The following is a 23,670-nucleotide window of genomic DNA, read 5'->3' as shown; positions in this document are numbered from 1 at the left end:
CCATGGGTTTTGACCAGCTTCTGGGTGGCCTGGCCACCGTCTTCACTCCCGAACACCTCCTGTTTGCCCTGATCGGCTGCGTGCTCGGCATGCTGGTGGGCGTACTTCCGGGCTTCGGCCCGGCTGCGGCGGTGTCCCTGCTCATCCCGGTGACCTTCGGCTTGGACGCCACGTCGGCGATCATCATGCTGGCCGCCATCCTGTACGGCGCGGCCTATGGCGGAACCACGACGGCGGTCCTGCTGCGGATCCCGGGCGAAGCATCCTCCATCGCCACCACCCTTGACGGCTACCAGATGGCCAAGCAGGGACGGGGCGGACCGGCCCTGGTGATCGCGGCCCTCGCCTCCTTTGTGGGCGGACTGATCGGCGTCGTCGGGTTCGTGGTGGTGGCCCCGTTCAGCCGCCTCGCCCTGGAATTCGGCGCCCCGGAACTGTTCCTCGTCTCCCTCCTGGGCTTCGCCCTGATCACCAGCTTCGCCGGCTCGAACCCCGCCAAGGCCCTGCTCAGCGCCGCGGCCGGCCTGGCCATCGCCACCGTCGGGGTGGACTCCGGTGTCGGAATCGCCCGCTTCACGTTTGACATGCCAGAACTGTTCGACGGGCTGGGCCTCGTGGCCATCGTGATGGGCGTCTTTGGCCTCAGCGAAGTCCTGGGCCAGGCCCAGAAGGGCCCCCTGGGAGTGCCGAGCCCGCTCAAGGTCGCAAGGCTGCTGCCCACCCGCACCGACCTGCGGCGCTCCGCACTGCCGTCCCTGCGCGGATCGGTTATCGGCTTCTTTATGGGCCTGCTCCCGGGCTCTCCGGGCGCCGCCACCTCACTGGCCTCCTACGCCGCGGAGAAAAAACTCTCCAAGCGCTCCAAGGAGTTCGGCCGGGGCGCGGTGGAAGGCATCGCCGGACCGGAATCGGCAAACAACGCCCTGGCAGTGTCCTCGATGATCCCGCTGTTCACCCTGGGCATCCCCACCTCCGCCACGGTGGCCATCATGGCCGGCGCGTTCACCATGAACGGGCTTATCCCCGGGCCGCTGCTGTTCCGGGACAACCCGGACGTGGCCTGGGCCATCATCGCCAGCCTCATCGTGGGCAACCTGATCCTGCTGGTCCTTAACGTGCCGCTGGCCCGGGTCTGGATCGCCGTGCTGAAGGTTCCGTTCCACTACCTCATGGCCGCCATCCTGGCCTTTATGTTCCTGGGCACCTACTCCATCAACGGCAGCGCCTTCGACATCCTGATCATGCTGGGCGCCGGCCTGCTGGGCTACGTCTTCCAGCTGGTCAAGGTCCCGCTCACGCCGCTGGTCCTGGGACTCATCCTGGGCCCGTTGCTGGAAGAGAACTTCCAGCGGTCCCTGGCCCTGTCCCGCGGCGACTACAACGTGTTCCTGCAGGGCCCCATCAGCCTCACCCTGATCGGCGTCATCGTCCTGGCCATCCTGTTCGGCGCCGTCCGCCCCCTCATCGCTTCCATGCTGAAGAAAAAGACCATCACCCCTGTCGCATCAAAGGAGCTTGCGAAATGAAAAAAATCCCCGCACTGACCGCCACCGCCGCACTGGCCGCGTCCGTTGCCCTGGCCCTCACAGGCTGCGGCGGACAGCCGGCATCCAGCACCGCTGCCGCCGACTTCCCCAAAGCCGGCTCCACCATCGAGTGGATCGTCCCGTCCGCAGCCGGCGCCGGCAACGACATCCTGGCCCGCATCATTGCTCCTGTGATGCAGGAGGACCTGGGCGCCAACATCAAGGTGGTCAACAAGGAAGGCGGCAGCCAGGTAGTGGGCCTGAACTATGTGGCCCAGGCCAAGCCGGACGGCCTCACCTTCGGCAACACCAACATCCCCTCCATCCTTGGCCGCTACCTTGACCCGTCCAAAAAAGCCGCCTTCGACCGCGGCAGCTTCACCCCCATCGGCTCGTTCGCCACCAACTCCGTGGTGATCGGCGTCAACAAGGACAGCAAGTACAAAACCATCAAGGAACTGTTCGACGCCGTCAAGGCCGAACCGGGCAAGATCACCGTGGGCACCGACTCCCGCGCAGGAGATGACCACATCAACCTGCGCCTCCTCGAGGACCAGCTTGGCCTGGACTTCAACATCGTGCATTACAACAGTGGCGCGGACAAGGTCGCAGCCATCGTCTCCGGTGAGACCGATTTCGCCCTGGGCGGCGTCTCGAGCTTCTACGGCCAGTACAAATCCGGCGACATCAAGCTCCTGACCGTCGTCGAGGACGCTGCAAGCCCGTTCGCCCCGGAGGTTCCCACGCTGAAGGGCTCCGGCTACGACGTCAAGCCGATGGCCAGCAACTTCGCCCTCTCCGTTCCGTCCAAAACGCCCAAGGACGTTGTGGCAAAGCTCGAGTCCGCGCTGAAGAAGGCCACGGAAACTCCGGCCGTGCAGGAAAAGCTCAAGGGTGCGGCCACCCAGCCCGCCTGGAAGTCCAGCAGCGACGTAGCCAAGCTCTGGGAAGAGCGCGAATCCACCATCAAGCCCGTCATCGATGAACTCCTGAAGCAGCAGTAACCGTGGACTCCTCCAGAAAGGCCGGCGATACCATGCAGGCAGACCTCAGCTCTCCCCTGTCCACCGCTGAACTGGTGCAGCGACTGGCAGCCATTCCCGCCGCCAACATCAGCGACGCCCAGGAACGGATCGGCGTGGCCTCGGCCCTCTCACCCTCCTGGCCCGGCGCCAGGCTGGCCGGGCCCGCCTACACGGTGTGGACCAGGCCCGGGGACAACCTCTACATCCACAAGGCGCTCGAAGAAGTGCAGCCGGGCGATGTGATTGTGGTCAACGGTGGCGGCGACCAGTCCCGCGCCCTCATCGGCGACATGATCGGCATCCGCGCCCGGAACCAAGGCGTGGCCGGCTTCGTGATCGACGGCGCCGTCCGCGATGCCGATGCCCTGGCCGAATGCGGGCTGCCGGTCTTCGCCCGCTCCGTTACCCCTGCCGGACCCTACAAGTTCGGCCCGGGCCGGCTGCAGATCCCGGTGGCGATCGACGGCGTCGTGGTGTCACCCGGCGACCTGGTCATCGCCGACGCCGACGGCGTGGTGGTGGTCCGCCGGGACGATGCGGAGCAGGTCCTCGCCCAGGCGGAAGCCATCGAAGCCCGCGAGGAAGCCAAACGCACAGCCTTCGCCGGCGCCGCCAGCTAAACACCGGCACGCAGTGCTGGCCGGCGCCCCGCAGGGAGCTCCGGCCAGCACCACGTCAAGACGCGGGACGTAACACCACACGGGCACCTTCCAACGGTAGACTGCTGCAAAATCTTGCCCGGGGGCCTCATGAAACAGCAACGCATCTGCCTCGTCATTGAGGACAATGACGACATCAGGGGACTCATCACCCTGGTCCTGGGCCGCGCCGGGTTCGAGGTCCGGGCCGTGGCCACCGGCGCCGCCGGCATCGCCGCGGCAGCGGATCCCGCCGTCGCCCTGATCACCCTGGACATGGGCCTGCGGACATGGACGGGCACGTGGTGGCCCGGGCGATCAGGGCCCTGAGCAAAGCGCCGCTGCTGTTCCTCACCGCCAGGTCCGAAAGTGACGACATCCTTGCAGGCATGGCATCCGGCGCTGACGCATACCTGACCAAACCGTTCCGGCCCGCGGAGCTCCAGATCATGGCACTGCAGCTGTGCCCCGATCCGGTTTCACAGGCCCCGCACATATCCGGCAAATCAGCTTCCTAACTTGGCCGCCTAAAAATGAGGAATGACTCCTCAGCACAAACCAACACGTAGGCCGGGCCGCCTCAGGCGGGCCGTCATTGCAGGGTTTGTAGCCCTCACGCTTTCGGCCGGCGGCGCCACCGCCTGGGCCCTGGACCGCTTTGTGGTCCAGCACGTGGCCATCGCAGACGTCTCCGCGTACGAGGCAAGCCAGAACAGCGCCGCCGGCACCACCACCGCGGACACCGCCGCCGATGCTGCGGCCACCGCGGTCACCACTGACACGTCCTACTCCGCCGGCGACACCAACATCAGCATCTCCACGGTGACCACCGGAACCGGCGACAGCACCGTCACCTACTACGTGGCCGACGTCGTCCTCGATGACGCCACCACCCTCCAATCCGCCTTCGCCAACAACAGCTTCGGTGAAAACATCACCGAAACCACCTCCGCCATCGCCGCGGACAACAATGCCGTCTTCGCTATCAACGGCGACTATTACGGCTTCCGGGACACCGGCATCGTGATCCGCAACGGCGTGGTGTTCCGCGACGAGGGCGCCCGGCAAGGACTGGCGTTCTACCGCGACGGCACCGTCAAGGTCTACGACGAGACCACCACCACCGCCGACCAGCTGATTGCCGACGGCGTCTGGAACACCCTCTCCTTCGGCCCGTCCCTCCTGGACAACGGCGAAGTGGCCGCGGGCATCGAGGACGTGGAGGTGGACACCAACTTCGGCAACCACTCCATCCAGGGCGAACAGCCCCGCACCGCCGTCGGCGTCATTGACGGGAACCATCTGGTGTTTGTGGTGGTGGACGGCCGCAGCCCAGGCTACAGCGCCGGCGTCACCATGACAGGTCTAGCTGAAATCATGCAGGGCCTCGGCGCCACCACCGCGTACAACATCGACGGCGGCGGGTCGTCCACCATGTATTTCAACGGCTCCCTGGTCAACAATCCGCTGGGCGAAAACAAAGAGCGCGGCACCTCCGACATCCTCTACATCGCAGGCTAGGGCCGGGCCATGATCATCCTCATTCCCGCCTACGAGCCGGACGGCCAGCTGCCTGACCTGATCCGCACCCTCCGCGACGCCGAGCCGTTCGCCCCCGTGGTGGTGGTGGATGACGGCAGCGGCCCGGCGTACAAGGACGTGTTCGACGCCGTCAGGGCACTCGGGTGCCACGTCATCGGTTACGGCCGCAACAGGGGGAAGGGGTTCGCGTTGCGTACCGGCTTCGGTTTTGTGGCGGAAAACCTTCCCGGCCACGACGTGGTCTGCGCCGACAGCGACGGCCAGCACCGGGCCAACGACATCCTGAAAGTAGCCAACACGCTGCAACAGAACAGGTCCGCGCCGTGGGGCCAGGCCACCATGGTGCTGGGCAGCCGGAACTTCACCGGCGAGGTGCCCGCCCGCAGCCGGTTCGGCAACGAAGCCACCAAGGCCCTCTTTACCCTGGCCACTGGCGAGCGCATCCCGGATACCCAGACCGGGCTCCGCGGCTACCCCGCAGCGATGCTTCCGTGGCTGCTGACCGTCCGCGGTGACAGGTATGAATACGAGCTGAACCTGCTGCTGGAGGCCCGGCACGCCGGTTACGCCCTGCAATCGGTGGAGATCGCCACGGTGTACCTGGACCACAATTCCGGCTCGCATTTCAGGCCGCTTGCCGATTCGGTCCGGATTTACGCACCGATGCTCAAGTTCCTGGCATCGTCCTTCGCCGCGTTCCTGGTGGACACCGTGGTGTTCCTGGTTTTGACCGTGCTGGTCGACTCGCTGCTCATGGCGGTGCTGGGTGCCCGCGCGGTCAGTTCGGCAGTGAACTTCGTGGTCAACCGGCGCCTGGTTTTCAGGCACGGCGGGGAGAAGCCTGCCGGGTCCACCGGCCTGCGCTACTTCGGCCTGGTAACTGTGCTGCTCGCCGCCAATGTCGGCCTGATCTGGGCACTGGAGGCCGGCGGGATCCACCCGCTTCCCGCCAAGATCCTGGCCGAGATCGCCCTGCTCGCCATCAGTTTCACGGTGCAGCAGCGCTACCTGTTCGCCGGCAAAAGCGCTGCAGCCCCCGTTGACCGGACGTCCAGCGCAGCACCAGCCTGCACTCATATATCCGGCTAGGTTCCGTCACAGCAGCGGCACAGTATTGCCCGGCATCGTAGTTACCAGCCCACCGAGAACCCACCCGGAGAATCCCATGAACCCCCTGATTTTTATCCTGGCAGACCTTGCCGCCATCAGCCTCCTGACCTTCGCCCTCTACCTCCGCCGGCACCGCCGCCGGGACCTGGTGGTGTCGTACCTGGGCATGAACGTCGGCGTCCTGGCCGTTGCCACCGCCCTCTCCGGCTCGGCAGCGAGCCTGGGCCTGGGGCTGGGACTCTTCGGGGTCCTCTCCATCATCCGGCTCCGGTCCACCGAACTGGCCCAGCATGAGGTGGCCTACTACTTCTCGGCCCTGGCCCTGGGCCTGATCGCCGGACTCGGCATCGAACCCCTGTGGCTGACCGTCTCGCTGATGGCCCTGATCCTGCTGGTGATGTTTGTGGGCGACCACCCCCGCGTGCTCCCCGCCCACCGGCACCAGAGCGTGATCCTGGACCGCGCCATCGCCGAGGACAGCGAGCTCTTCGCCCGGCTGGAAGCAGTCCTGCACGGCAAGGTCCACTCCGCCACTGTCCAGGAACTGGACCTGGTGAACGACAAAACCATTGTGGACGTCCGCTACGCTTACGTGCCGGCAACCTGGCCTGCGGTGCCGGCGTCCGTCGTCGAGCCCATCTACCCCGCCCGGCAGGCCGTTTCCTCCCAGCAGGCCGCCGCCAGCGAGGCCGTCCCCGCCGCGGCACACGCCGGGACCGGTGCGGCATGAGCACCCTGGCTGCCGTCCTCATGGACAACCTGCACCTCCTGCCCGCGGTGGGACTCGAAGAGCTCAACGCCGAAGCCGCCCTCCAGACCCGGGTGGACCGGAAATACGTGGTCCCCACAGCCGTGGCCCGCCACCTGCTGGCCACCTTCAGCCACGAGGCCCGCATCCTGGAAATGGACGGCGCCCGCAGCTTCGCCTACGACTCGGTCTACTTCGACACGGCAGCCCTGGACAGCTACCGGTTGGCGGCCCACGGCCGCCGCCGGCGCTACAAGATCCGCACCCGCACCTACGTGGACAGCGGCATCAGCTTCCTGGAAGTCAAAACCGAGGGCGCCCGGGAAGCCACCGTCAAGGAACGCATCCCGTACCGCCTGGCGGACCGGGACCGCCTCACCGAGGAAGGCCTGGACTACGTCCGCGAAACCCTGGCCGCCGCCGTCGGCACCGTTCCTGCCGGCACCCTTGCGCCTGTCCTGGAAACCAGATACCACCGCACCACGTTGCTCCTGCCGGGCTGCGGCAGCCGGGCCACGATCGATACCGGGGTGACCTGGCAGCGGCCGGCCCACCGGTCCTGGGTCCTTACCGACGCGATCATCCTTGAGACAAAATCCGGTTCCACTGCCGGCCCGCTGGACCGGCACCTCTGGGCCCACGGCATCCGGCCGTCCCGGATTTCAAAGTTTGCCACCGGCATGGCAGCCCTTCGGGCGGACCTGCCGGCCAACCGCTGGCACCGGACGCTTCGCCGGTCGCTGAACCTCCAGCCCGCAGCCTGACCCTCCCACTCTCTTTCTTCCCCCAAAGGACCTTCACCATGAAAAGCTTCCGTTCATACCTCTCCGTTGCAGCCCTCGCCGCCGCGATCGGCCTGGCAGGCTGCTCAGTGGCCGCGACCACCCCCACCGGGGTGTCGTCCGTCAGCGGCGCCACCACCGGCAGCAGTTCCACGGCCACCACCGGGACGGCGCAGGCCGTTTCGCTGGACACCCTGGCTGAGGACACCCACTACGACGCCGACGACCTCACCTGGGACGCAGCCAGCGAAGTAGCCGTGACGCTGGCGGACGGTGCCAGTGCCGTGGCCGGCGGCACAACGTCGGACGCGGTCACAGTGGATGGCGATACGGTGACCATCACCGCCGCCGGCACCTACCGCCTCAGCGGTTCCCTTTCCGACGGCCAGGTGGTGGTCGCTGCCGGCGAGGAGGACACCGTCCGGATCATCCTGGCCGGCGCGGACATCACCAGCTCCACCGGTTCCCCGTTTGTGGTCCAGAGCGCCGACGAGGCCATCGTGTTCCTCGAGGACGGCACCAACAACGCGCTCAGCGACGCCACCAGCTACACGGACCAGGGCACGGACGCCCCCAACGCGGCGCTGTACTCCATGGCCGATCTGACCATCGCCGGCACCGGAGCGCTGACGGTGGACGGTAACTACAACGACGGGATCGCCAGCAAGGACGGCCTGGTCCTGGCGGCCGGCAACGTCACGATTAAGGCAGCGGATGACGGGATTGTGGGCAAGGACTACGCCGTCCTCCTCGACGGCGCCTACCAGGTCACCGCGGGCGACGACGGCTTCAAAAGCGACAACGACACAGACGAAGGCCGCGGCTGGCTCCTCATCAACGGCGGCACCCTGACCGTTTCAGCGGCCGACGACGGCGTCAAGGCCTTCAACACCCTCACCATCGCGGCCGGTACCACCACCGTGACGGAGTCGGAGGAAGGCCTCGAGGCACAGCACATCGTGATAGCGGGCGGCACGGCCACCGTCACCTCGAACGACGACGGCGTGAACGCCTCGGGCGGCAGCTCCACCACGGGCACGGCGCAAGGCGGCATGGGCGGCGGAATGGGCGGCGGCGAGACGGTGGGCGACTACACCGTGGAGGTGACCGGCGGCCTGCTGACAATCAACGCCCAGGGTGACGGCCTGGATTCCAACGGCAACGCGTCCATCTCCGGCGGCACCGTGATCGTCAACGGCCCCACAAACAGCGGCAACGGCGCGCTGGACGTCAACGGCGAACTGGCCGTGACCGGGGGTACCGTTGCCGCCGCCGGCAGCGCCGGGATGGTGGTAACCCCGGGCAGCACCTCCACCCAGTCGGGAGTCCAGGTTGCCCTGGATTCCACGGTGTCAGCGGGCACCGTGATCCAGCTCGCCGACTCCTCCGGCACCGTGGTGGCGGCCTTCGTCACCACCAAGGCAACGCAGTCGCTGGTGTTCTCGTCGGCGGCCATCACGGCGGGGGCGGAGTACACCGTGTACACCGGCGGAACTGCCACCGTCAGCGCGGGCCTCGGCGAAGGGACCCTGGACGGCGCCTCCAGCGCCGGCACCGTGACCGCCGGCGAATACACGGCGGCGCAGGGCCCGGGCGGCGGCATGGGCGGGATGGGTGGCGGCCGGATGTAACTGGCCACCACATGGAACGGGTGGCAGCGGAAGTCCGCTGCCACCCGTTTCAGTGCGTTAAGGGCCTACTTGGCCAGGAACCCGAGCAGGGCCTCGTTCACCTCTGCCGCGTGCGTCCACAGCAGGCCGTGCGGGGCACCTTCGATTTCCACGTAGTCGGCGCTGGGCAGGGCCTTCGCGAACAGGCGTCCGGTGGAGTCGATGGGCAGGATGTTGTCTGCGGTGCCGTGCACAATCAGGGCCGGGACGTCGATTTTGGGAATGTCGGCCCGGAAGTCGGTCAGCCACGTGGGCTGGGCCGCCACGGACGCGGTGGCGCTGGCGCCGGCAGCAAGGTTCCAGCCGGCGTCGATGACTTCCTGGCTGAGCCGGGGCGTGCCCAGGAACGTGTCGGCGTTGTAGAAGTTCTTGAAGAATTCCGTGAAGAAGGCGTACCTGTCTACGGTGACGGCTTCCTTGAGACCATCGAAGACTTCCTGCGGAACACCGCCGGGGTTGTCATCGGTTTGCAGCAGGTACGGTTCCAGGGAACCCAGGAACGCTGCCTTGGCCACGCGGGCCGAGCCGTAAGTGCCCAGGTAGCGGCCCACCTCCCCGGTGCCCATGGAGAAGCCCACCAGGACAACATCACTGAGGTCCAGGCTGGTCAGGAGGGTGTTGAGGTCCGCGGCGAAGGTGTCATAGTCGTAGCCTTCGGTGGGTTTGCTGGACTTGCCGAAGCCGCGGCGGTCGTAGGTGATGACGCGGTAGCCTGCGGCCAGCAGGGCAGCCGTCTGCTTCTCCCACGAGGAGCCGTCCAGCGGGTAGCCGTGGATCAGGACCACGGGCTGTCCCGCGCCGTGGTCCTCGTAGTACAACTCGATGTCGGTGCTGTTCTCGGTGCCAACTTTGATAAGTGCCATGGGCAGTCCTTTCGGGAGGGACGGCGGTCACCGGTCCTCCGGTACCCGCAGTTTCCACTCTAGGACGGTTGCGCGGCCGGTTTCACTGAACCGGCCTAAAACAAAAGCACCCCCGGCGTGATCCGCCGGGGGTGCTTTCGAAAAAGGGTTATGCCTGGGCCGTGGCCGGCTTGCCCGGAAGGGCCAGCTTGAAGACCTTGGCCCAGGAGGAGCCAACCTGCTTCAGCAGCGGGCCGGTGGTGTACTTCAGGCCGTAGCGCTGGCAGATCTCGCGGACCCGGGGAGCCACTTCGGCGTACCTGTTGGAGGGCAGGTCCGGGAAGAGGTGGTGCTCGATCTGGTGGGACAGGTTGCCGGTCATCAGGTGCATGAACTTTGAACCTGAGATGTTGGCGGAGCCGATCATCTGGCGGACGTACCAGTCACCCCGGGTTTCGCCTTCCACCATTTCCTCGGTGAAAGTGTCGGTGCCTTCGGGGAAGTGGCCGCAGAAGATGACCGCATGCGCCCAGACGTTGCGGACCGCATTGGCAGTGATGGTGCCCAACAGTGCCTGCTTGGCGGAGCCGGTGAGCATGGCTACTGCCGGGGTGGCGGCGTAGTCCTTGGTGAACTGCGTGATGACCTTTTTGCCCAGCGCCTTGAGGTCCTTGTTCAGCGCTTCCTTGGACTTGAGCCCCGCCTTGTACTCGGTCAGCTCAAGGTCATAGACGGCGATGCCCCATTCGAAGATGGGGGCCAGGATGGCGTTGAACAACGGGTTGGCCAGGTTGATCGGCTTCCACGGCTGGTTCTCATCCATACGCAGGAGGTTGTATCCGACGTCGTTGTCCTTGCCCACCACGTTGGTCCAGCGGTGGTGGAGGTCGTTGTGGGTGTGCTGCCACGAGCGTGAGGGGGTAACGAAGTCCCACTCCCAGGTGGTGGAGTGGATGTCCGGGTCCCGCATCCAGTCCCACTGGCCGTGCAGGATGTTGTGGCCCAGTTCCATGTTTTCCAGGATTTTGGCCAGGCTCAGCAGCGTGGTTCCGGTGACCCACGCTGCCTTGTTTTTGCTGACCAGGAGCGCGGCGCGGCCGGAAATCTCCAGGCCACGCTGGATTTTGATCATGCGGCGGATGTAGGCTGCGTCGGCGGCGCCCCGCTTTCCCAGGATCTCGTCGCGGATGGCGTCCAGCTCGCGGCCCAGCTCGGCCACCTGCTCGTCGCTGAGGTGGGCAGCGGCGGGTGGCCGGACGGTGGGGCTGCCGGATTCCGCCAACTTCCCGGGGCGCGTTCGCGGGCTCTCGGTGGGAGTGGCTTTGGTGGGTGAAATTACAGACATACCTTGATGCTCCTCAGAGTTCGAGGTTGACGGGTCCGGCGGCTGCCGAGACACACGTTTGGATAAGTTGGCCGGGCTCGCCATGGACCTCGCCGGTGCGGAGGTCCCGGACCTGTCCGGCCAGGAGGGGGGTCAGGCAGCTGTGGCAGATGCCCATCCGGCAGCCGCTGGGCATCAGCACCCCTGCGTCCTCGCCGATGTCCAGGATGGGGGTATCGCCGTCAGCTTCCACTTCCCGGTCCGAGGCTTCGAAGGTGACCAGGCCGCCGTCGAATCCCACGCCGCCGGCGAAGGTGGTGTTGAAGCGTTCGATCATGAGGTTGCCGGCGCTGCCGGCCACTGCCACGTCCGTGCCGGGCGCCGCGGTGGTCAGCAGCGCGCGCTTCCAGAGGTCCTCGGCGTCGTCCAGGAAGCTGTCCGGGCCGCAGGCATACGCTGCGCGTTCCTTCCAGTCCGGGCAGATCTCGTCCAGCTGGGAGGTGCTGGTCAGGTCCATGCGGCCCTGCTCGCCGGTGAACCAGTGCGCCAGCCGGAAGTTGGGGAACTGGTCCGCAAGTTCGGCGAGTTCCTCGCGGAACAGGCTGTCTCCCGGCGTACGCGCTGAATGAACCAGCACAACGTCGGCATCCGGACGCCGCGGCACAAGGGTCCGGATCATGGACATCACCGGAGTGATGCCGCTTCCCGCGGTGACCATCAGGAGGGGACGCGGGTGCTCGGGGAGGACGAAGTCGCCCTGCGGCGGCGCCAGGAAGAGGACGTCGCCGGGCCGGGTGGTGCGCACCAGGGTGCCCGATACTGCTCCGACGTCCGTGACGGTGATGGCAGGATCTTTGCCGGCTGCGGCGCTGAGGGAATAGGAGCGCCAGTGGCGGACGCCGTCGAGTTCCACTCCGATGCGGGCCCACTGGCCTGCCAGGTGCGACTGCCAGCCGCGGCCGGGGCGGAAGAAGATGGTGGCGGACTGGGCGGTCTCCTGGACCACCCTTGTCACAACGCCACGGAGTTGCCGGGCAGAGAAGACAGGGTTGAAGAGGGCAAGGATGTCCTCGGGGGCCAGCGGTGTGGTGATCACCGAGGCCGCCTGCGCGAGTTGTCGTAGCCGGATCATGCGTTAAATCCTAGAGCGGCGCGAGCCATATTTCTCTCATTCCGTCATATGACCGTTCCGCAGTCACGCTGTTGGGGCGCTAAGCCCCCAAGCCGCACTTTAAGAGTAACGGCTGGGGCAGCCCAATGGTTCCGCGGGGGGAGTTTCTGGCGGCAGGAACGGCCGGTCCTGCCGGGTTTTACTTTTTGCTGATCCGTCCGGGGCCTGCGTCACTGCAGTTCAGGTGCGTTTCCGCGAATTCCGGAGGGTAACTGAAGAGGAGTCAGCTTTAGTCGTTTCGGCCGCCATCCTGGCTGTACCGGTGAGGCGCAACGCAACGAAGCAGGTGGCAGCGGCCGCGGCAAGCAGTGCCGCCAGGAAGCCGAGTCCGGCCGCGATACCGGCGATGGTCGCGATGCCGCCGACGATCAGCGGGCCTGCTGCGTCGCCCAGTTCCCGGCCCAGTTCGGCCGTGCCCATGGTCCGGCCCATCCGTTCGTGCGGAGTGTTCGCTGCAAGATGGGCGAAGCCCAGGGGCGTGGCGACGCCGATGCCCAGTCCGATGAGCGCTGCGGCGGGGTACAGCGTGAAAGGCTGTGGTGCAAGGGCGAGGATGATGATTCCCATGGCGATCAAAGCCAGCGCAGCCGCCATGCCGGTCCGGGGAACAATCCGCCCTTCATCACGGAAACGGCCGATGACGGGTTGGGTGAGCGTCGATGAGAGCGCCAGGACGGCAACGGCACCCATGCTGACGGGGACGGGCAGGTCCATGGAGTTGCCAAGCAGGGGCAGGAAGCCGACGGCGACCCCCAAAGCGCCCGTGGCTCCCGCCAGGACCATTGTGGGTACCAGGAATCCGCGGTCCGTGCTCTGGCGAAGGAGATCAGCCAGGGTGTAGCGCGGACGCGGCAGCGGCGGAAGTCCGGGCAGGGCGGCAAGGGTCCAGATGGCTGTCGCTGCCGAGCACACGGCGAGTGTGATGAACAGTGCGGGGAAGCCGCCGGCCCAGATCAGCCCTGCGCCAAGGAGCGGGCCAAGGACGTATCCCATTCCCTTCCAGGAACCGTAGCGGCCAAAGTAGCGTCCGGCCGCAGCGGGACCTGCAAGCCTGGCGACGGCGGCGGAGGACGCGGGCGAGAATGCGGACGCTGCCGCGCCCTGGCCAAGGCGGGCGAGGGCCAGCAGTGCGGGACCGGTGGCAAAAGCGCCGATGAGTGACGCGGCGCTGAAGGCGATGAGGCCGCCCACGATCACCGGTTTGACGCCGATCCTGTCGCTCAGCGAGCCGAAGACTGGTTTCAAAAAGACCTCTGCGACGTCATAGAGGGCCAGAAGAATACCGAAGGTCAGCAGGCTCAGGCCGATGTTTCCCCCCTCCACGCCCAATCCCGCGGCTATGCTGTGGGCCCCGAACGCGGTGGTGAACCCGGCTCCATAAAGGGGCGCGAGGACCCGCAACGACGGGTGTTCCTGCCCGGCGCCGGGCTGGGTGTCCGCCGCCGCGTTTCGCCGCCGACTCATCCCGCTGCCTCTTTTTCTGAGGTCCCGGCCACGTCCTGGTCCTCAGCGGTGGCGTGGACCGTTTTATAGACCCGGTCAGCGAAGCCGTCGAGGAGGTTGCTGCATGCCCGCAACTTTTGCTCGGCGTCCTGGGCTTCGGAGAGCTCCAACACGTCCCGCTTCTTGAGTTCGCGGTACCAGCGGCGCAAACGGTCCAGGCTTTGCTCTTCCTCTTCGAGCTCGGCGAAGGTGAATTTTTCCTTCTCGATCTCTTTGGCGATCTCCTGCCCGAACTTAAAGCAGTCGCCGATGAATTCAGCCCACTCCTCGGCGCGGGCGGCGCGGAACAGGGTTCTGAACAGGTCAGCCGACGAAAGATCCCTGGGCGAGACCGTCACGACGGCGAACGTGCCGTTGCCCTGGCCGCAGAGGTCCCTGGCCCGCTCGATACCGGCTTCGAACACCGGGACCGCAGGCAGCGTCCACAGTCCGGGCGACACAGGCACCGCTCCTGTTTTGCGCAGCTGCCGCCACACGGACACCCGGTGTTTGGACGGCTGCGCCGGAATCTGCACCAGCAACAGCAGCCAGTCAGGATCATTAGTCACATAGGGAAGTGTAACGGCTGTTACAAACTGGTTTGGGGCCGGCGTGCATCGGCGGGCGCCGGGACAGGATGTCAGGCGCGCCCGGGCTGCCATCCCAGGGACGGGGCGATGTGCCGGGCGATGTTTCCCAGGAGCTTTGCGTTGAAGTCCACACCCAGCTGGTTGGGGACCGTCAGCAGGAGCAGGTCAGCGGCCTGGACGGCAGAGTCGGCGGCGAGTTCGCGTGCCAAGGCGTCCGGTTCACCCACGTAGCTTTTGCCGAACCGCGCCGTCAGCCCGTCAATGACGCCCACCTGGTCCCGGCCTTCACGCAGCGCGCTGCCGCCAAAGTAGCGGGCGTCTTCGGCGTCCACAATGGGCAGGATGCTGCGGCTCACCGACACCTGGGGCGTGAAGGAATGCCCGGCGGCGGCCCAGGCGTCCCGGAACAACCGGATCTGTTCAGCCTGCAACTCGTGGAACGGCACGCCGGTGTCCTCGGTGAGCAGGGTGGAGCTCATCAGGTTCATGCCCTGCTCGGCAGCGCGCACGGCTGACTTGCGGGAGCCTGCGCCCCACCAGATCCGCTCGCCGAGTCCGGGCGACTGCGGTTGGACGGGGAGCAGCCCGGTGGTGGCGGCAAACCTGGGATCGGCGTTGGCCACGCCTGCCCCGCTGATGGCCGATCGGAAGAGGTCGGTGTGCTGGTGGGCCATGTCTTCATCGGTCTCCCCCGCCTGCGGGCGGTAGCCAAAGGCCGCGGCGCCGTTGAGGGCCGGCTCGGGTGAACCACGGCTGATGCCCAGCTGCAGCCGGTTCCTGCTGATGAGGTCCGTGGCGGCAGCTTCCTCCGCCATGTACAGCGGATTCTCGTAGCGCATGTCAATCACGCCGGTGCCGATGGCGATCCGGCTGGTGCGGGCGGCGATGGCGGCCAGCAGGGGAAACGGCGAGGACTGCTGCCGGGCGAAGTGGTGGACCCGAAAGAAGGCGCCGTCCACGCCCAGTTCCTCCGCGGCCACGGCCAGGTCGATGCCCTGCAGCAGCATGTCGCCGGCACTCCGGGTCTGGCTGCCCTGGCCGGGGCCCCAATGGCCGAAGGAAAGGAATCCGATTCGTTGCATATCTGCAGCAACCGGGAACACCCGCACCGCATTCCCGGCGCCGCTGGTTCGGGCACCCCCGTCCCGCCAGGACGGAGCTGGCATGATGGCCGGGTGGACACAACAAATGACGCCGCTGCCATGGCAAAAACAGCACTGCTGTTCCTGCTGGCTGCGGTCGCGGAAATCGGCGGGGCCTGGCTGGTGTGGCAGGCGGTGCGCGAAGGCAGGGACTGGTGGTGGGCCGGGCTGGGCGTTATCGCGCTGGGCATTTACGGCTTTGTGGCCACCCTTCAGCCGGATGCCAACTTCGGCCGGATCCTTGCAGCTTACGGCGGGGTATTTGTGGCCGGGTCGCTGGCCTGGGGCATGGCCGTTGACGGCTTCCGTCCGGACCGGTGGGACATCATCGGGTCCATTATTTGCCTGGTGGGTGTCGCGGTAATCATGTTTGCCCCGCGCAGCGGGGCCTGAGTCAACCACAGGAGCGCTAGGCTCAAACCTGAAACGGAGAGGCGGCCCAGTGACCCGGACGGACTACTGCATCATTGGCGGCGGCATCGTGGGCCTGGCCACCGCGTACCAGCTCCTTCGCCTGCAGCCGGATGCCTCGCTGGTGCTGCTCGAAGCGGCACCGGAACTGGCTTCCCACCAGACCGGCCACAACAGCGGGGTGATCCATTCCGGCATCTATTACGCCCCGGACAGCCTCAAGGCCCGGTTCAGCATGGCCGGCGCGCAGCAGACCAAGGAGTTCTGCCGGGAGCACGGCATCGACTACGCGGAACCGGGCAAACTGCTGGTGGCAACCTCGGAACTGGAACTGGCCCGACTGGGCCAGCTAGAGGACCGCGCCGCCATCCACGGCCTGCCCTGCGAGCGCATCGACGCCTCGGAACTGGCCCGCCGGGAGCCGAATATCACCGGGCTGGGGGCGCTGTTCCTCCCGGACACCGGAATTGTGGACTACCGCGCCGTAGCCCAAAAACTCGCGGAGCTGGTGGTAGCGGCCGGCGGGCAGGTGGTCACCGGCGCACCAGTGACCTCCATCCGGGAAGATCCGGATCTGGTGCATGTAGGCACGGCGACGGCGGACTACACCTGCCGCCGGCTGGTGGCCTGCGCCGGGCTGCAGTCCGACCGGATGGCGGAGCTGGCGGGGATGGACATCGATGTCCAGATCATCCCGTTCCGGGGCGAGTACTTTGCGCTTCCGGCTGCCATGTCCGGGTATGTCCGGCACCTGATCTATCCGGTGCCGGACCCTGCCCTGCCGTTCCTGGGGGTCCACCTGACGCCCACGGTGGCCGGCACCATAACGGTGGGGCCCAACGCGGTGCTGGGCATGGCGCGGGAGGGCTACCCCAAGTTCTCGGTGAACGTCCGGGACGTTGCCTGCTACGCGCGGTTCCCGGGGTTCTGGAAGGTGGCCCGGAACCACGCGGGGACCGCCGTCCGTGAGGTCCGCAACTCCTTGTTCAAAGCCAGTTACCTCCAGGAATGCCGGAAGTACGCTCCCGGGTTGCGCGCAGCCGACCTGCTGCCGTTTGAGGCCGGCATCAGGGCACAGGCTGTCCGCCGGGACGGCACCCTGATCCATGATTTCCTTCTTGCTGAAACGGAGCGGACGATCCACGTGCTGAACGCGCCCTCGCCTGCGGCCACTGCCGCCCTTCCCATCGGTGCCCACCTGGCCGGCAAGGCGGTGCTGGCACCGTGACGGACAACAGGGACACGTCCGCGGCGCCGGATCCCGGCGGGCGGCCGGGGGCACAACCCGCGCCGACAGCACATCCACCGCGCGGCAGGATGGCGGAACGGCTGCTTCCCGGCGGCGAGGAGCCGGACCCCCGGTTCACCCTGGCCAACGAACGGACGTTCCTGGCCTGGATCCGGACCTCCCTGGCGCTCCTGGCCGGCGGCATCGCAATCGAGGCCTTCACCGAGGATCTTTTTGTGGTTCCGGTCCGCAAAGGCCTGGCCATGATCCTGCTGCTGATGGGAATCCTGCTCAGCGCCGGGTCAGCAGTGCGGTGGCTCCGGGTGGAGCGGAGCATGCGGAACAAAGCACCCCTGCCTTTGCCCCTGGTGGTGCCGCTGCTGGCGGGGGCAGGCGCCCTGGCAGCCGCCGTTGTCCTGGCCTTTGTCCTCTGGCGCTGACGCCATGTCATCGTTGGGAGGCACAGCACCCGGCCATAACGGGTCAGGCCACAGCACTTCAGGCCACAATGGTTCAAGCCATAACGGGTCAGGCCCTAACAGTTCAGGCCACGGCGACCCCGGCCTGCAACCTGAGCGGACCACCCTTGCCTGGGGCCGGACCGTGCTTGCCCTGGTGAGCGTCAGCGCCATTTTCCTGCGCTGGCTGCCGCAGCACGGGTTGCCCATCCTGCTGATGTTTGCCGTGGCCGCCGCCGCGGCGGCAGCCATTTATCTCACCCAGCGGCGCCGGTACGGCGCCTTTTCCCGCGGCCTGGTCCGGGAGCGGGTGGACGCTGACGCCGCAGCGGTGCTGTGGACGGCAGCTGCCGGCGTGGCGCTGGGCGGCCTGGGCATCGGCGTGGTGCTGGCCGGTTAGCCTGCGGAGATAACTGCCAGGCCGCCGTCGTACTCCTGGTTCTGGACTGCTGGCTGGTTACTGCTAAAACATGGGCAGGACAAAGCCCGCCAGCAGGGCCACCGCACCGATGGCGGTCAGGCAGCGCCCCAGGACCAGGGCGGTCCGGGCCGGTTCCTCCGGCACGGTGACCTGCCACTGCGTGGGCCGTTTGGGGTGGTAGTAGATGGGCAGGGTATCGCCGATGGCCAGGTCCTTGATGTCATGCGGGGACATGGGCGCATGGTGGACCTGGTACTTCCGGTCGAACCAGCGGAAACCCACGCCGGTGCTGTCCGAATACACCACAGCCTCGGCCACCACCCAGGGATGCACAAAGCGGCGCAGGATCCCGGTATAGAAGAGCAGGCCCAGCCCCACGGGCAGGCACAACCAGGTCAGCATTTCCAGGATTGGACCTGCCATATCAAGCACAGTGGGCATGCTGTTGATGGTACAGGGGCTGGTGGGTGGCGCCCGGACTCCGTACGCTGGGCAGGACCGTCCAAACGATAGGGGAAACCGTGAACGACCAGGATCTTTTGGCGAAAATCCAGGCGCTGGTGGAGGAGGAGCATGCACTCCGGGACGACACCGGCACCGGCCACACCCCGGACAAGGCGCGGCTCCGCCAGGTGGCCGAAAGCCTGGACCAGTGCTGGGACCTGCTGCGGCAGCGCCGGGCCAAGGCGGAGTCGGGCGAGAACCCGAACGACGCCGAGACCCGGCCCGTGAGCGAAGTAGAGGGCTACAAGCAGTAGCCTTCGCCGCATCCCACCGGAACCCCGGGCGGGGTCAGCCGATCGGTTCCGCCATCTCCGCCACCACGTACTGGGCGTCGACTGCCAGCCCGGTGACCGGGTCCGCCAGCTCCACTTTCCAGCTGCGGGCAAACTGGTCCACCCCCGCGGTCATGGCCACCGTGCCTGAGATCAGCACGGTGCCCGGCTTGTTCAGGCCACGCTCCGCAAGGACTTCGAGCCAGTAGTCAGGTGTCAGGAGCGCCGCCAGTGAACTGTCCTGGATCAGCGTGTCCGGGGTATCCCCTGCCCCCACCCAGCCCTTGAGCGTGATCTGGTCCAGGTGCGGCCGGACGTCGTCCAGCCACCACGCCTTCCGGCCCAGGACATCAGGGCTGGCGTTTTTGCTCCAGGCAACGCCGTGGACTTCCAGCGCCCTGTCGGTGTGGTCGCACGCCACCGTCAGCAGCACGCCCTCCGCCGTAATGACCAGCGCCCATTCCGCTTCGCCCGAGGTCCTGGCGTGCTGGACCTGGACTTCGGCAACCTGCTGTGCCAGGTACGGCGAAACCGGGTAGAGCGCCGGCGTGGTGCTGGGACCCGGGACCCCAAGTTCCGCCAGTTCGGCGATGTGCGCCTGGACCTCGTCCTGCTCCCTGCCCGCGTAGCCCGCGTTTAGGAGGTTCGTGACCTGGACATCCGTGGTGCTGCCATCGGGAAGTTCGAAGCTGAGAAGCGTCATGGTTGATCAGTCCTTTTCGGTGCTGCGGGCGGAAAATTAACACATCGGAAACCCGTATCGGTCGCCAATGTACATCCAGTATGCGTAATGTATACATTTAACGCCAGCGTGACAGGCGTCACTCGCAAATAACACTGTGGAGGCACTCCTTGATCAACTCCCCCGCCCAGGGCGCGACGCCGCAGCCCAAGCCCGTCCACCCCAAAGGCCTGTACAAGGCCTTCGCCGCCAGCCTGACCGGCACCGCGCTCGAATGGTACGACTTCGCCGTTTACTCGGCAGCTGCAGCAGTTGTTTTCCCCCTCGTTTTCTTCCCCTCCTCGGACCCCCTTACCGGAACCATCCTGGCTTTCTCCACCTATGCGGTGGGCTATGTTTCCCGGCCCGTGGGCGGCATCATCTTTGGCCGGCTCGGGGACCGGATCGGGCGCAAGAAGGTCCTGGTCACCACGCTGATGATCATCGGGGTGGCCACCGTCCTGATCGGCGTCCTGCCCGGTTATGACAGCATCGGCATCACGGCGCCCATCATCCTGGTCCTGCTGCGCTTCGCCCAGGGTGTGGGTGTGGGCGGCGAATGGGGCGGCGCCGTCCTGCTCTCCAGCGAATACGGCGACCCGCACCGCCGCGGCTTTTGGGCCTCGGCAGCACAGGTGGGCCCGCCCGCCGGCAACCTGCTGGCCAACGGCGCCCTCGCCATCCTGACCCTGGCCCTCACCGAGGAGCAGTTCATCAGCTTCGGCTGGCGCATCGCCTTCCTTGTCTCCGCCGTCCTGGTGGGCTTCGGCCTTTGGATCCGGCTCAAGCTGGAAGACACCCCCATTTTCAAGGCCATCGAGGCGCACGGCGAACAGCCCAGCGCCCCGGTCCGCGAAGTGTTCAGCAAGGAACTCCGCCCGCTGATCGCCGCCATCCTGAGCCGCGTGGGTCCGGACGTCCTCTACGCACTCTTCACCGTGTTCACCCTGACCTACGGCATCCAGACGCTTGGCTACGAGCGCAACCAGGTCCTCACCGCCGTCCTTATCGGTTCGGCCTTCCAGCTGTTCATGATTCCTTTGGCTGGCGCCGTGTCTGACAGGTTCAACCGCCGCGCCGTCTACGGTGTGGCCGCGATCCTCGGAGCGGTGTGGACGTTTGTCTTCTTCGGCATCCTGGGCGGCGACAACCAGCCGATGCTTATTGTCGGCATCGTCCTGGGCCTGATGGCCCACTCCTTTATGTACGGTCCGCAGGCGGCGTTCATCGTGGAGCAGTTCTCGCCCCGCCTCCGGTCCACCGGCAGCTCGCTGGCGTACACGTTCGCCGGTGTGATCGGCGGCGCCATCGCCCCGCTGATGTTCACGCTGCTGCTGTCCCAGTTCGGCAGCTGGGTCCCCGTCGCAATCTATGTCGCCGTCGCGGGCGCCGTCACCGTGGTGGGACTGGCGCTGGGCCGGGACTCAAACACCGTGGAGGATGAGGACTACCGGTTGCTGCTCGAAGGCACCGGAACCGCGGACCGGGCGGCCGGCGTCGGCGAATCCCGCTGAATCCGATCCAACCGTCAGGAGCGGAGCAGGAGGTCCCGCGTCACCGCAAGGTGATGGTCGATCGACTCCTGCGCCAGCCCGGCGTCGCCGGCCACCAGGGCATCAAGGATGTCCTGGTGTTCGGTGCACACCGCCTGGCGGCGGCCGCCCGTGCGGAACAAGGCGGCCACGCCCACCAGGATCTGGCGCACATGGAGTTTGCTGTAGGTCCGGGAAATGAGTTCGTTGCCCGCGGCGTCGATCAGCTGCTGATGGAAGAGCGTGTCCAGCCGGATGAATTCGCGGGCGTCGGCCGCCTGGCCGTTCTCCGGGACCTGCGCCTGCAGGTCAAGGGTTTCCTGCATCAGCTGCTGCGGAACGCACTGCTCGGCGATCACCAGGCGGGCCGCGTGGCTCTCCAGGACGCCGCGCAGTTCCATCAGCTCGGAAATCTCCCGGCCGGTGACGGGCGGAACGTAGGCGCCCCGCTGCGGGATGAGCTCCACCAGGCCGTCGGAGACCAGGAGCAGCAGCGCTTCGCGGACGGGGGTGCGGGAGACGCCGATCTCGGCAGCGAGCTCCTGCTCATTGAGGAAGCGGCCCTGGAGCTCGGGGTCGGTCAGCACGTATTCGCGCAGATGCGCGTAGGCCTTTTCCCGCCCCGACGCGGCCAAACCCGACACTTTTCCCATACATTATGTATACAACAGATTGGAGCCATCCATGCGCCTTGCAGTCGCACAGATCATCACCGGTAAGAGCACCGCCGCCAACCTCGACCTGATCCGGGACTACGCCACCCAAGCCAAGGCGGCCGGCGCGGAACTGGTGGTTTTCCCGGAAGCAGCCATGCGGGCTTTCGGGCACTCCCTCACAGACATCGCCGAACCCGTGGACGGACCCTGGGCACAAAGCGTGCGGAACCTGGCGCAGGAACTGGACATCGCCATTGTCGCCGGAATGTTCACCCCCGGAAAGGACGGCAAGGTCCGCAACACGCTCCTGGTGGCTGGGCCGGGCCTGTTTGCCGCCTACGACAAGGTGCACCTTTTCGACGCCTTCGGGTTTGCGGAATCCAACACGGTGGACGCCGGCGAAACCCCTGTGACCTTCGAGCTCAACGGCACCACGTTCGGCCTGGCCACCTGCTACGACGTCCGCTTCCCCGCCCTGTTCACAGCCAACGCCAAGGCAGGCGCGCAGGTCAACATCGTGTGCGCGTCCTGGGGAGCCGGCGAGGGCAAGGCCGAACAGTGGGACCTGCTGGTGCGCGCCCGTGCGCTGGACAGCACCACGTTTGTGGTGGCGTGCGGCCAGGGCGATCCCGAGACCACCGGCGCCGGTCCCGCCGGTTCCGCGCCCACGGGCATCGGCCACAGTGCCGTCATCAGTCCGCTGGGCTCCGCACTCGCAACACTCGGCGGGGAGCCGGGCCTCGCCGTGGTGGACATCGATCCCGCCACCGTGGCCGGCGTGCGGGAAAAGCTCCCCGTCCTCGCCAACGCCCGGACGTTCTGACTCCACTTTTGGATTCACGACGGCGGCTGCGCACCCTGGTGCGCGGCCGCCGTCGGGCGTTCCCCGCCTCTGTTACTGCCCCGGCGCGCTGTCTCCAGCCTCAGCGCCGTCGTTGCCACCGGCACCATCGCCGACCAGCGACCGGATCATGCTCCGCAGGATCCTGGCAGCACCCGCCTGGTCTTCCGGCGTTACGCCGGCCAGCATCCTGACCTCGACCGCCCTGACAGCTTGGCTCGCCTGCTCACGGCGCTTCCTGCCGAGCGGAGTGAGCTGGGTGGGCAGGACCTTCCCCACCCGGGCCGCCGCCGGCCGGGCCACCTGGCCGTCCCGCTCCAGGGCCTGCAGCAGCACGTTCATCGACTGCCGCGTCACAAACGCCCCGCGGGCCAGTTCCGAGTTGGACAGGCCGGGCCGCTGCGCCAGCAGTTCCAGGCACGAATAGTGCGTCACCGTCATGCCGAGCGGGCGCAGCTCCGCCTCGTCCGGTCACCGGCGGGCCCTCCCCACGCCGTCGTTTTTCAAACGGTCCCGATCGCTTTCGCACTCCGGGACCTCGTTCCCGGCACCGACCTGGCGTCCGTCGCCCAACCCGGCATCGGCGCGGCAATCTGGCTGCACGCCACGGACGTCCAGGCCATCCATGACGCCCTCGCCGCCGACAGCCATCCCATCACTTCGGCGCCCATTGACGGCCCCTTCGGGCGCACGTTCACTTTCGCCGACCCCGACGGCTACCGGATCACCCTCCACGACCGGGCGTAGGACGTGAGGCGCCGTTCATGCCGGGGAAACGTTGGGCATTCTGGCGGCCGACGCCGGCGCCTCACCTGCTGCGGCCAGGCCCACCCCTGATCCCGGGGCCTTCGCCCGCCCCGGCCACGATTCGGGGACCGCCTGGTCGGGGCGCGTTAACGCGCACGAAACATACCCGACATGCGAACTTCACAACCGGGCGCTTTGTGTAACACAGGCGCAACTTTGCGGGGCACTGTTCGAAACACGCAGCGCCAAAAATGGACGACGGGGGAAATGCACGGGGCCACGCAGCG

The 23,670-nt window shown here is 66.9% G+C and carries 27 protein-coding genes and 1 pseudogene; 18 read left to right on the top strand and 10 right to left on the bottom strand.

The annotated features are described in order from the left end of the window. Window positions 1–2 precede the first annotated feature (2 nt). The 10 genes from ASF72_RS18560 to ASF72_RS18520 all read left to right on the top strand — a co-directional run bounded on the left by ASF72_RS18560 (window position 3) and on the right by ASF72_RS18520 (window position 9,002). Complete coding sequence (locus ASF72_RS18560; protein ID WP_050685102.1) at window positions 3–1,526, top strand: tripartite tricarboxylate transporter permease; 1,524 nt, start codon at window positions 3–5, stop codon at window positions 1,524–1,526. Beyond that, window positions 1,523–2,530 (top strand): Bug family tripartite tricarboxylate transporter substrate binding protein, encoded by a 1,008-nt coding sequence (locus tag ASF72_RS18555; RefSeq protein ID WP_056601298.1) that lies wholly within the window; start codon window positions 1,523–1,525, stop codon window positions 2,528–2,530. The genes ASF72_RS18560 and ASF72_RS18555 overlap by 4 nt, the downstream gene beginning before the upstream one ends. Window positions 2,531–2,532: 2 nt before the next feature. Next, entirely contained in the window at window positions 2,533–3,171 is a 639-nt protein-coding gene (locus tag ASF72_RS18550) for an RraA family protein (RefSeq protein ID WP_432245105.1), read from the top strand. A 129-nt stretch (window positions 3,172–3,300) separates the two neighbouring features. Next, window positions 3,301–3,519: a hypothetical protein gene (locus tag ASF72_RS21160; protein WP_235504793.1), complete on the top strand. Its 219-nt coding sequence runs from the start codon at window positions 3,301–3,303 to the stop codon at window positions 3,517–3,519. Next, window positions 3,495–3,707 (top strand): response regulator transcription factor, encoded by a 213-nt coding sequence (locus tag ASF72_RS21155; RefSeq protein ID WP_235504792.1) that lies wholly within the window; start codon window positions 3,495–3,497, stop codon window positions 3,705–3,707. Before ASF72_RS21160 ends, ASF72_RS21155 begins: the two co-directional genes overlap by 25 nt. Before the next feature lie 22 nt (window positions 3,708–3,729). Beyond that, window positions 3,730–4,710, top strand: coding sequence for a phosphodiester glycosidase family protein (locus ASF72_RS18540; RefSeq protein ID WP_056601296.1), 981 nt, complete (start codon window positions 3,730–3,732; stop codon window positions 4,708–4,710). 9 nt (window positions 4,711–4,719) lie between these two features. Continuing rightward, window positions 4,720–5,820, top strand: a complete 1,101-nt coding sequence (locus ASF72_RS18535) for a bifunctional glycosyltransferase family 2/GtrA family protein (protein WP_056601284.1) — start codon at window positions 4,720–4,722, stop codon at window positions 5,818–5,820. A gap of 76 nt (window positions 5,821–5,896) precedes the next feature. Then, on the top strand, window positions 5,897–6,571 hold the full coding sequence (locus ASF72_RS18530; protein WP_082178248.1) for a DUF4956 domain-containing protein: 675 nt from the start codon (window positions 5,897–5,899) through the stop codon (window positions 6,569–6,571). Continuing rightward, on the top strand, window positions 6,568–7,353 hold the full coding sequence (locus tag ASF72_RS18525) for a polyphosphate polymerase domain-containing protein (RefSeq protein ID WP_056601281.1): 786 nt from the start codon (window positions 6,568–6,570) through the stop codon (window positions 7,351–7,353). Before ASF72_RS18530 ends, ASF72_RS18525 begins: the two co-directional genes overlap by 4 nt. 38 nt (window positions 7,354–7,391) lie before the next feature. Continuing rightward, entirely contained in the window at window positions 7,392–9,002 is a 1,611-nt protein-coding gene (locus ASF72_RS18520) for a carbohydrate-binding domain-containing protein (RefSeq protein ID WP_056601278.1), read from the top strand. Between the two features lie 65 nt (window positions 9,003–9,067). On the opposite strand, the gene ASF72_RS18515 is transcribed toward ASF72_RS18520, so the two are convergent. The 6 genes from ASF72_RS18515 to ASF72_RS18490 form a co-directional block, all read right to left on the bottom strand. Continuing rightward, window positions 9,068–9,904, bottom strand: coding sequence for an alpha/beta fold hydrolase (locus ASF72_RS18515; protein WP_050685095.1), 837 nt, complete (start codon window positions 9,902–9,904; stop codon window positions 9,068–9,070). A gap of 148 nt (window positions 9,905–10,052) precedes the next feature. Then, window positions 10,053–11,228, bottom strand: coding sequence for a fatty acid desaturase family protein (locus ASF72_RS18510; RefSeq protein WP_050685094.1), 1,176 nt, complete (start codon window positions 11,226–11,228; stop codon window positions 10,053–10,055). A gap of 13 nt (window positions 11,229–11,241) precedes the next feature. Continuing rightward, on the bottom strand, window positions 11,242–12,339 hold the full coding sequence (locus ASF72_RS18505) for a ferredoxin reductase (RefSeq protein WP_050685093.1): 1,098 nt from the start codon (window positions 12,337–12,339) through the stop codon (window positions 11,242–11,244). A 219-nt stretch (window positions 12,340–12,558) separates the two neighbouring features. Beyond that, on the bottom strand, window positions 12,559–13,842 hold the full coding sequence (locus ASF72_RS18500; RefSeq protein ID WP_082178247.1) for an MFS transporter: 1,284 nt from the start codon (window positions 13,840–13,842) through the stop codon (window positions 12,559–12,561). Continuing rightward, window positions 13,839–14,429: a Chromate resistance protein ChrB gene (locus ASF72_RS18495; RefSeq protein WP_056601348.1), complete on the bottom strand. Its 591-nt coding sequence runs from the start codon at window positions 14,427–14,429 to the stop codon at window positions 13,839–13,841. The genes ASF72_RS18500 and ASF72_RS18495 overlap by 4 nt, the downstream gene beginning before the upstream one ends. A gap of 71 nt (window positions 14,430–14,500) precedes the next feature. Then, entirely contained in the window at window positions 14,501–15,532 is a 1,032-nt protein-coding gene (locus ASF72_RS18490) for an LLM class flavin-dependent oxidoreductase (RefSeq protein WP_056601275.1), read from the bottom strand. A 120-nt stretch (window positions 15,533–15,652) separates the two neighbouring features. On the opposite strand from ASF72_RS18490, the gene ASF72_RS18485 reads away from it, so the two are divergent. The 4 genes from ASF72_RS18485 to ASF72_RS18470 all read left to right on the top strand — a co-directional run bounded on the left by ASF72_RS18485 (window position 15,653) and on the right by ASF72_RS18470 (window position 18,089). Next, the gene (locus ASF72_RS18485) at window positions 15,653–15,985 is read left to right on the top strand and encodes a YnfA family protein (protein ID WP_056601345.1); all 333 of its coding nucleotides are present in this window, start codon (window positions 15,653–15,655) and stop codon (window positions 15,983–15,985) included. 49 nt (window positions 15,986–16,034) lie between these two features. After that, window positions 16,035–17,231, top strand: a complete 1,197-nt coding sequence (lhgO, locus tag ASF72_RS18480) for an L-2-hydroxyglutarate oxidase (protein ID WP_056601274.1) — start codon at window positions 16,035–16,037, stop codon at window positions 17,229–17,231. 89 nt (window positions 17,232–17,320) lie between these two features. Next, the gene (locus ASF72_RS18475) at window positions 17,321–17,671 is read left to right on the top strand and encodes a YidH family protein (protein ID WP_056601271.1); all 351 of its coding nucleotides are present in this window, start codon (window positions 17,321–17,323) and stop codon (window positions 17,669–17,671) included. Between the two features lie 124 nt (window positions 17,672–17,795). Continuing rightward, complete coding sequence (locus ASF72_RS18470; protein ID WP_056601343.1) at window positions 17,796–18,089, top strand: DUF202 domain-containing protein; 294 nt, start codon at window positions 17,796–17,798, stop codon at window positions 18,087–18,089. A 63-nt stretch (window positions 18,090–18,152) separates the two neighbouring features. On the opposite strand, the gene ASF72_RS18465 is transcribed toward ASF72_RS18470, so the two are convergent. Continuing rightward, complete coding sequence (locus ASF72_RS18465; protein WP_050685089.1) at window positions 18,153–18,551, bottom strand: DUF3592 domain-containing protein; 399 nt, start codon at window positions 18,549–18,551, stop codon at window positions 18,153–18,155. Window positions 18,552–18,631: 80 nt separating this feature from the next. On the opposite strand from ASF72_RS18465, the gene ASF72_RS18460 reads away from it, so the two are divergent. Then, entirely contained in the window at window positions 18,632–18,868 is a 237-nt protein-coding gene (locus ASF72_RS18460; RefSeq protein WP_050685088.1) for a DUF2630 family protein, read from the top strand. Window positions 18,869–18,902: 34 nt separating this feature from the next. Here ASF72_RS18460 and ASF72_RS18455 read toward each other — a convergent pair whose 3' ends face one another. After that, window positions 18,903–19,589 (bottom strand): DUF2848 domain-containing protein, encoded by a 687-nt coding sequence (locus tag ASF72_RS18455; RefSeq protein ID WP_056601268.1) that lies wholly within the window; start codon window positions 19,587–19,589, stop codon window positions 18,903–18,905. Window positions 19,590–19,738: 149 nt separating this feature from the next. Between ASF72_RS18455 and ASF72_RS18450 the strand changes: the two genes are divergently transcribed. Continuing rightward, window positions 19,739–21,121: an MFS transporter gene (locus ASF72_RS18450; protein ID WP_056601266.1), complete on the top strand. Its 1,383-nt coding sequence runs from the start codon at window positions 19,739–19,741 to the stop codon at window positions 21,119–21,121. Window positions 21,122–21,135: 14 nt separating this feature from the next. Here ASF72_RS18450 and ASF72_RS18445 read toward each other — a convergent pair whose 3' ends face one another. Beyond that, window positions 21,136–21,792 carry a GntR family transcriptional regulator gene (locus ASF72_RS18445; protein WP_056601264.1) on the bottom strand — a complete coding sequence of 219 codons (657 nt, stop codon included), beginning with the start codon at window positions 21,790–21,792 and terminating at the stop codon, window positions 21,136–21,138. Between the two features lie 31 nt (window positions 21,793–21,823). On the opposite strand from ASF72_RS18445, the gene ASF72_RS18440 reads away from it, so the two are divergent. After that, on the top strand, window positions 21,824–22,618 hold the full coding sequence (locus ASF72_RS18440) for a carbon-nitrogen hydrolase family protein (protein ID WP_056601262.1): 795 nt from the start codon (window positions 21,824–21,826) through the stop codon (window positions 22,616–22,618). A 72-nt stretch (window positions 22,619–22,690) separates the two neighbouring features. Here ASF72_RS18440 and ASF72_RS18435 read toward each other — a convergent pair. Beyond that, window positions 22,691–23,101, bottom strand: a pseudogene (locus ASF72_RS18435) (MarR family winged helix-turn-helix transcriptional regulator); the annotation flags it as partial. On the opposite strand from ASF72_RS18435, the gene ASF72_RS18430 reads away from it, so the two are divergent. Continuing rightward, the gene (locus ASF72_RS18430; protein WP_442854175.1) at window positions 23,063–23,383 is read left to right on the top strand and encodes a VOC family protein; all 321 of its coding nucleotides are present in this window, start codon (window positions 23,063–23,065) and stop codon (window positions 23,381–23,383) included. The pseudogene ASF72_RS18435 and the gene ASF72_RS18430 overlap by 39 nt on opposite strands. Window positions 23,384–23,670 lie beyond the last annotated feature (287 nt).

This window comes from Arthrobacter sp. Leaf141 (genome assembly GCF_001424565.1).
Taxonomy (GTDB): domain Bacteria; phylum Actinomycetota; class Actinomycetes; order Actinomycetales; family Micrococcaceae; genus Arthrobacter.
The sequence above is the reverse complement of the archived record's forward strand: the minus strand, read 5'-3'. Positions and strand labels throughout refer to the sequence as shown.